The following is a 7,527-nucleotide window of genomic DNA, read 5'->3' on the forward strand; positions in this document are numbered from 1 at the left end:
TAGAGACAGACATTACCGCGATTTTTGTCAATTGTTTGCGATCTAGAGCGAACTAATCAATTAAATCTCTTGCCAGATAAGGATTTAGTCGATTTATGCCCCCATATCGAACCATACCAAGTCCCGAAGAGCCTCTAATTCTTGCACGCTTTTACTTCTCGTCTAACCTCATAATCACATAGATCAGATGAAGTCAGACAAGCTCCTCTTGCCAGCAGACGATAAAACCCATTCGGTACATTGATAAACTTCTGTAAATAACTTTTGATCTTCTGGCCAGTCTTCACCGAGCGGGGTTACTAATAAGCTTAAAATGTTAGAGTCCAGAATTACCATCACTCTTTTAATAAAACTCATTCCAGCTAACATTTCTTCACTGCTAACTAACGGCAAAGATAACAGCAAATCTTCTATAGTGATCGTTATGACTTAGATAGCTCCTTAAGAACAACTCATGTTCTCATACTAGAATAATTATCCGAAAGGGATTCGATTGTATTTAGGGCTTGCTGAATAAACCTAAACACCCCACACTCCACGAAAAACTTTTTGCCGCAAACCCTAACTATTGGTTATGTTTCCGCTGCAACTAGCGCACAGACTAATCTTCGCTTTCTTGATCATTCCTCTCTTCAAACCCTAGCCAAAAAAGTAACGCATTCTCAACCTCCATCATTTGCTCAGATGTCAGATTTCCTAATTTACGCAAAAGCTTTGCATGGGGAATTGTAACGATGTTTTGTACATCAAAGACTCCTTCTCTAAGGAAGCGAGCTTGGACTTTCACTTCAAATCTTGAACCACGAGAGCTTGTCGTATGTGGAACCAGAGTCGCTAAGGCACGCTCTTGATTGCGAGCAGGAATACTGATAACCAAACAGGGTCTGACTTTGGCCACATAACCCAGATCAACCAGCCAAACCTGACCACGATCAGGGCTATCCACAGGAAGCTTCCTGATCATCTAATTCTAGAAAAATTCCCTCGGCATTGAGGACTAGATCTTCATCAGATAAGGGCGGAAAATCCAGGTGAATTGTCCGCTTCAGAATCTCTAATAGCAAATCTGAGCGCTCTGAGTCTGTCAAGCGGTCAAAGGTATCTAAAAGTTCCTGAACTATAGCAGTCATAGCAGTTACCCTATATCTGCTCAATACTATAACACAAGCTTAACAAGGCTCTTAGTTATTGCTTGACAGCCCCAATAAATTCCGAATGTAAGTTTGGAATCCCCTCAAACCGCCATCGTCATCCCAACGCTGTCTGAAAGTTGGTAACTTCTCCAATTCCATCACCTTCCCACCCTGATAGTTGAGAACTTCTCGATAATCAAACATCGCATCTGCTTTGGCTGATACAGGTGGATTATCAAAATCAATAGCCCAAAGCACCTCAACAATTCGATAGATGTCGTAATTATCCTTGCCAATTTCACGTTCGGCTTTGCAGTCGAGAACTTTTACTAAATGGGTAACATACCCTTGCTGCCTGAGTAGTATCAAACTATCTTTTTCGGGTTTATTGGCATTGACTTCATCGTCTTTCCATGCCAGTTTGAAGGAATTAGAAACCTTATATTCCCGATATGCCCATGTACCATCGTGTCGCCTTACATTTTTAGTCCACTTCAGAGCTTGTAAATCCATGTCAATATCTCTAAATAAAACTATAAGTTAAACTCGATCGCGATGACGGCGATCAGCGATAAAAGACTCCACCAATTTAACATCTTCGACACTACCGATCACTAAAGGTGTGCGGTAGTGTAATTTATCGGGAACGATATCTAAAAGATTTGTCACCCCATCACTAGCTTTACCTCCTGCCTGTTCAATTAAAAAAGCAAGGGGAGCAGTTTCATAAATTAAGCGCAATTTTCCCTGGGGATTTTTAACAGTACCCGGATAGAGAAAAACGCCTCCCTGCATTAAAATTCGATGGATATCTCCCACTAATGCCCCACTGTAACGGGCCGTGTAACCATCATGACGGTGGACATAACGAGTATAGTCGCGAATTGCCTCATCCCACTGCCAAAAATTGCCCTCATTGGTACTATAAATCGGACCGTGATCGGGGATAATAATATTCTCTTGGGCGAGGATAAATTCCCCTAAACTGGGGTCAAGGACAAAGGCATGAACACCGCGACCGATCGAGTAAACTAAAATAGTCGAGGGTCCGTAGAGAATATAACCGGCGGCGATTTGTTTACGACCATTTTGCAGTAAATCCCGCGCCTCTCCGTCTAAATCATTGTCTTCCTGTTGACGGATGGCAAAAATCGAACCCACATTTAGGTTAATATCCACATTGGAAGAACCATCGATCGGGTCGTAGAGTAGGGTATAGCGACCGATGGGACAGTTTTCTGGGATATAATAGGGTTTATCCATTTCCTCGGAAGCAAGACGGCAAACTAAACCACTTTGCTTAAAAACCGAGATAAATACCTCATTGGCAAAAACGTCCATTTTCTTGACCGATTCCCCTTGGACGTTGGTTTCTCCAGTAAAACCTAGCACATCCGCCATTAATCCCGCTTTACTGAGACGACGGGCAATTAATTTTCCCGCTAGGGCAATCCGACTCATAATTGCGCTTAAATCCTGCGCGTCGGGGGAAAAGCTTTGTAGTTGTTGCAGGACGTGACGAGAGAGGGTGGTACAATCTCGATCGAGGCTATGTTCGGGGATAGAAAAGGGAATATTGCTAACCATAACTGTAATTGCCAGTGTTGAAGTAAAAAGGGAAACCCGTCTAGTCTCAATTATGACTATGGTTTGATCCTAGCCAAGATTTTCCCTATTGCGGGCCAATTTTTAGATCAGTTTTAGAGTTGGCTAATTTTCCCCTCATTGATCATTAAATTTTGGTCAATAAGTAGCTGTTTATAATTAAATTGAAGATAAATTTTGGTTTCGATCCCCCCTTAATCCTAGGGTTGATTCCGGGTAGGGTTGATTCAAGGTAGGGTTAATTCATGAATCAACCCTACCCTTGATAAGGGGGGTGTCTGACAGTTTTTAACACTAACTACTTAGTTGCCATCTAACTTGAAGTCGATGGGGATACACCGGGCAAGCGTTTATATTTCAAGTAATAGGCAAAACCTGTTATTAAAACAATAATTATTGTGCCGATACCTAAATAGTTAGGAAGCCAAAAAGCTGCCGCAATGGTGTTAATTTCTCCCGGTTTTAAATGCCAAATTAACTGATTGTCAACTTGTTCTACCGGGGGATTTAATCCTGAGTCATCTTCAATATTTTGACCAGCGAAGGGAGTCTTTAAAGCGAAGTCGATATCGACTAAAGAACCGGGGCTAACGATAATATTTCCCTGTTCAGAAAGTACACCTAAAGCCCGCAAATCAACGGTTAATTTTAAGTTTTTCTGAGTCAAAAAGAACCAATCTCGTTCTGTAACTGCCAGTTTTGAGTCTAGTTGCAGTAACTTTATATCATCGGTATTAGCAGAGTTTTTGATTTTAAAGGAAGAACTAGGATCAAAAAATTGATTAAATTTTTCCTCTAATTCCTGACTATTACTAAAGGGAATAGTCACAATTATTTCTCGTTCGGAAATAGGAGCGGTTTTCCCCTTAAGTAATTTTGCCCTCTGTTCGATACTATTTAACCATTTAGTGGCTTCGGTTTGACTGAGACTGGTTAAGCGTTGTCCGAGGGTGATATGTTGAATAATTTCCCCGTGGTGTTGGTGGGGAAAATTAATGCCCACATCGTAACGGACACAGCCAGTTAAAAAGAGAAAAATACCGCATAAAAAGGGCAGAATAAAGCGGGTTTTTCCGATTTTTTCGGTGGTTGGTTGATTCATAATTAATCTTCTTCTAAGTCGTCATAACTTGCTGAACTGCCACCGCTAACCGTAACTAGATCGATTTGCTGACGATAATAGTCTACATCTTTTATCTCCACTTCTACCTCATCACCGAGACGATAGGCAACGCGATTTTTCCGTCCTACCAAACAGCTATGACGGGCGCGATATTCGTACCAATCATCCTTGAGAGAAGAAACATGGACCAACCCTTCCACTAATAAATCGGAAATTTCCACGAAGAAACCATAGGATTGTACACCGGTAATTAAGCCGCGAAAAACTTGACCCATTCTTTCTTTCATTTTCTCGGCTTTTTTCAATCCTTCTAGGTCTTTTTCGGCATCTTCAGCAATTTTTGAGCGATCATTGAGATGGGAAACAATTAGATGGCTTTCTTCTTCTAACTCCTCCTGAATTTGACTTGGGAGAATATTCCAATGAATCTGTCCATGACAGCTATTACTGCCCAAATTAACCCCGACTTTGACGATTTTGCTGCGGCGATCTTTCCCCTCGGTTAATAGGAGTTTTAACACCCGTTGTACCCAAAGATCGGCATATCTTTGCAGGGGTGAGAGACAGTGGGTATAATTGCCAGGATAGGCCAAACCAAAATGCTGTAAAGGATGGCTGCTATATCTAACTAATTTGAGAGTTTCTTGCAGGAGATAATTGAGGACTTTCACCGATGTGGAAGCGGAAAAAATGCGGGTGAGATTTTGATAGTCATTGGGTTTAATCTCCTCCTCGGCAGTTAAATTTAATTCTGCCCCTAAATTATTGGCTAATTTGAGTAAATCCTCCAATTCATCCCAATCCGGTTCCGATTGTCCACAGTAGATACAGGGTAAGTGTAAAGCTTGCAAATGTTCAGCGACGACTTTGCCGGCTAAAATTGCCACTTCTGTCAGTAAAGAACGGGCCGGTAAATTATTAGAAGCGAGAACAGTCCCCCCCCGTCCTTCGTCTTTGTAGGGAGAGATTTTGTCTAATTTAATATCAAAACTACCCCGCTGCAGACGTTGGGATTTTAGGGTGGGGCAAACGCTAAAAAATAAATCTTTCAGGGTTTCAACGGTATCGGTGGGGGCAGCTTCGCTATCTTCTTCACTGAGCAGATCGCGCACCTGTTGATAGGTAAAATGTTGATCCACTTGGATGAGGCTGCGGGTGATTTCGTACTCCACTAGCTCCCCCTTGTCATCGAGGGTGACGAGGATAGAAATAGCGGGGCGCTGTTCTTGCGGTGACAGGGAACAACGACTGGTAACGGCAGCCGGGACTAATGGCAGCACTTTTTCGCCTAAATAGACGGCAGTTCCCCGTTTTTTGGCAACTTTATCCAATAATCCGCCCCGTTCAATGTAACGGGCCACATCGCTGATATGAATGGCGACTCGCCAGCGATTTTGGTTGATTTTCTCTAAAGAAAAGGCATTTTCAATGATCGGGGGATAATCCAGGGGGTTGTCATCTTCGATGGTAAAGGTGAAGAGTGGGGTTAAATCTCGCAGTTGTTCTTTTTCGCCACTATCGAAGAAATACGCTAAATTATCGGCAATTTCGAGGGCTTCCGGCGGAAAATTATGGGGTAGATCGTGTTTACAGGAGACGATATCGGTGTCGGCAGCGGCCTCGGCCGTGGAACCGAGAACACGAGTAACTTTACCGATGGGAGGCATTTCCCCTAGGGGATAACGGAGGACGGAAACATGAACGAGGTGATCGATGTTTTCTTGGAGATTTTGACCGTTTTCGAGGAGATTAAGGGTAAATTTCAGGCGATCATCCAGGGGAACCGCCACAAACCGCTCATTTTCCTGTTTTACTTGCGCTAGAAGCGAAGGATTAGCCCGTTCGAGAATTAATCTCACCTCTCCCTCCGGGGAACGACGACGGGTCCCCTCGCGGATGATTTTGACTAAAACTCGATCGCCATTCCAAGCGTTACTTAAATGATTTTTCGAGACGTAGATGTCATCAGCATCTTCGATATCTTGGATAGCAAAGCAAAATTCTTTACTGGAACAGCGCAGCTTTGCTTCTACGACATTTTCCTCGATCACACGACGATAGCGCCCGCGTTCTTTGACAACCATTCCCAGACGTTCCAAAGCACCGAGAATCACTTGCAATTTTTCGCAGCTTTCGGGATCGTCTTCGCAGCCCAGTTTTTTTTCGAGAAGTTTACCCGTAGCTAATTTATCATCACTAAGATGAGAGAGGAGTGTGGCGATCGAGAAGTCCATCTAACAATAATCCTTACTTACAAGACACTGACGGAATCGTGAATAATTAAGTTTAAATACTTAATAATGAGAAGATTGATTTAAACCATTGACTCGAGAGATTATCTCTGTCGGGGTAATTGCGATCGCTGCTGGTGACAGTGAAGGTAAACTGACCAAGCATCGAACCCCCGAACCTACCCTGAGAATTATCGAAGCCTTCGTTAGTATAAGCCAATAGCGAACACCGGCAAACTTTTCGGCGATCGCTAGTCTTTCTGGCAGAAGCTTCAGCCTAGTAGAATCTTGTTGCTGTGGGCAAGGCTAATCCTAGAACTGAAAATTTTATCTAACCTTTAATCTTAGCAAGAACTTGCTACATTTTTCCATAATTGCGATAGAGTATTCTAATATAAGTACAAAAGAACTCGAAAAAGTCACCATGTTGCAAAAGTTACGCCAACGTTACCCCCAAGTTGCCCTGATTAGTGAGTTAGTTCAAATCGATCACGGCAAGTATATTGTGAAAGCGATCGTCGAAATTGAGGGAAAAACGGTCGTTACAGGTTTAGCTGCGGCAGATACGGTGGAAATCGCCGAAGATAGAGCCAGAGAACGAGCTTTACTGCTTTTAGAGGCTGAAAGCACCCCCGATCTCCAGCTTGTGGAAAAAGTCAGCCCCAATAATATTTCTCTACCAGAAGATTTACCTAAACCCGTCGCTAGTGCCAAAAAATCGACCAAAACGCCTAAAGTCACTGAAATACCTCGTCCTGAAGCTAAAATTGAACCGGAATTACCCCAAGTTAAGGATATTCCCCCAGCTAAAATTGAACCGGAATTACCCCAAGTTAAGGATATTCCTTTACCAGAACCAGAGCCTTTATTATTAGAAATGGAAACCGATAATTACTCCTTATTATCAGAATTGCCAGAAGAAGCGAGTTTAACCGAAGAAGAACCCCCAGAACCGGAACCAGTTGTTGTTATTCCCGAAGAAATCGATTATTCAGTTCTTAAAACTAAAATTGATGTGGAGATGAAACGATTAGCTTGGACCACAGAAAAAGGTCGGGAATACCTGATTTCTACCTATGGCAAAAAGTCCCGTTTACTGCTAACTAATGAGGAGTTATTAGAATTCTATAACTACTTATCTAGTATCAGTGCCTAATCACTAAACCTGCTGCATAAATCAAAAATCTTCCGTTAAGTGAGAAGTCTCCGAGCCAGTATTCTCCGAGTCAGGAGAAGCAGAAAGAAATAGGCTCTTCGGTTTGTGTTATGCAATGGACGGGGATTATAAGGGATGGAACCCTTATATAGAAAGGCATTTAGCGATTTTTGTCAATTGTTTTTTATCTAGAGCGAACTAATCAATTAAGTCTCTTGCCAGATAAGGATTTAGTCGATTTATGCCCCCCTATCGAACCATAACAAGTAACGAAGAGCC

General features: G+C 42.5%; 8 protein-coding genes. 2 read left to right on the plus strand and 6 right to left on the minus strand.

Annotated elements, in window-relative coordinates:
* Nucleotides 1-601: 601 nt before the first annotated feature.
* The 6 genes from O9290_RS09255 to O9290_RS09280 form a co-directional block, all read right to left on the minus strand.
* Entirely contained in the window at nucleotides 602-946 is a 345-nt protein-coding gene (locus O9290_RS09255; protein ID WP_002752537.1) for a type II toxin-antitoxin system PemK/MazF family toxin, read from the minus strand.
* Nucleotides 939-1,130, minus strand: a complete 192-nt coding sequence (locus tag O9290_RS09260; protein ID WP_288026924.1) for a hypothetical protein — start codon at nucleotides 1,128-1,130, stop codon at nucleotides 939-941. The genes O9290_RS09255 and O9290_RS09260 overlap by 8 nt, the downstream gene beginning before the upstream one ends.
* A gap of 51 nt (nucleotides 1,131-1,181) precedes the next feature.
* Nucleotides 1,182-1,646 (minus strand): hypothetical protein, encoded by a 465-nt coding sequence (locus tag O9290_RS09265; protein WP_288056584.1) that lies wholly within the window; start codon nucleotides 1,644-1,646, stop codon nucleotides 1,182-1,184.
* Between the two features lie 27 nt (nucleotides 1,647-1,673).
* Nucleotides 1,674-2,720, minus strand: a complete 1,047-nt coding sequence (gene fbp / locus O9290_RS09270) for a class 1 fructose-bisphosphatase (RefSeq protein WP_002740533.1) — start codon at nucleotides 2,718-2,720, stop codon at nucleotides 1,674-1,676.
* Nucleotides 2,721-3,051: 331 nt separating this feature from the next.
* On the minus strand, nucleotides 3,052-3,840 hold the full coding sequence (locus tag O9290_RS09275; protein WP_002761411.1) for a DUF3153 domain-containing protein: 789 nt from the start codon (nucleotides 3,838-3,840) through the stop codon (nucleotides 3,052-3,054).
* A gap of 2 nt (nucleotides 3,841-3,842) precedes the next feature.
* Nucleotides 3,843-6,095, minus strand: a complete 2,253-nt coding sequence (locus tag O9290_RS09280) for a ribonuclease R family protein (protein WP_288056581.1) — start codon at nucleotides 6,093-6,095, stop codon at nucleotides 3,843-3,845.
* A gap of 88 nt (nucleotides 6,096-6,183) precedes the next feature.
* Here O9290_RS09280 and O9290_RS09285 point away from each other — a divergent pair, with 88 nt between their 5' ends.
* A complete protein-coding gene (locus O9290_RS09285) occupies nucleotides 6,184-6,315 on the plus strand; it encodes a hypothetical protein (protein ID WP_256378312.1) in 132 nt (43 codons plus the stop codon).
* A gap of 201 nt (nucleotides 6,316-6,516) precedes the next feature.
* The gene (locus O9290_RS09290; protein ID WP_288026920.1) at nucleotides 6,517-7,248 is read left to right on the plus strand and encodes a slr1353 family protein; all 732 of its coding nucleotides are present in this window, start codon (nucleotides 6,517-6,519) and stop codon (nucleotides 7,246-7,248) included.
* Nucleotides 7,249-7,527 lie beyond the last annotated feature (279 nt).

This window comes from Microcystis sp. LE19-41.2A (assembly GCF_027530405.1).
GTDB lineage: Bacteria > Cyanobacteriota > Cyanobacteriia > Cyanobacteriales > Microcystaceae > Microcystis > Microcystis aeruginosa.

Bases quoted from the DNA above. Each gene is read 5' to 3' on its own strand.
- O9290_RS09265 (WP_288056584.1), bottom strand. From the start codon at position 1,646: ATGGATTTACAAGCTCTGAAGTGGACTAAAAATGTAAGGCGACACGAT.
- O9290_RS09280 (WP_288056581.1), bottom strand. From the start codon at position 6,095: ATGGACTTCTCGATCGCCACACTCCTCTCTCATCTTAGTGATGATAAA.
- O9290_RS09290 (WP_288026920.1), top strand. From the start codon at position 6,517: ATGTTGCAAAAGTTACGCCAACGTTACCCCCAAGTTGCCCTGATTAGT.
- O9290_RS09260 (WP_288026924.1), bottom strand. From the start codon at position 1,130: ATGACTGCTATAGTTCAGGAACTTTTAGATACCTTTGACCGCTTGACA.
- O9290_RS09275 (WP_002761411.1), bottom strand. From the start codon at position 3,840: ATGAATCAACCAACCACCGAAAAAATCGGAAAAACCCGCTTTATTCTG.
- fbp (WP_002740533.1), bottom strand. From the start codon at position 2,720: ATGGTTAGCAATATTCCCTTTTCTATCCCCGAACATAGCCTCGATCGA.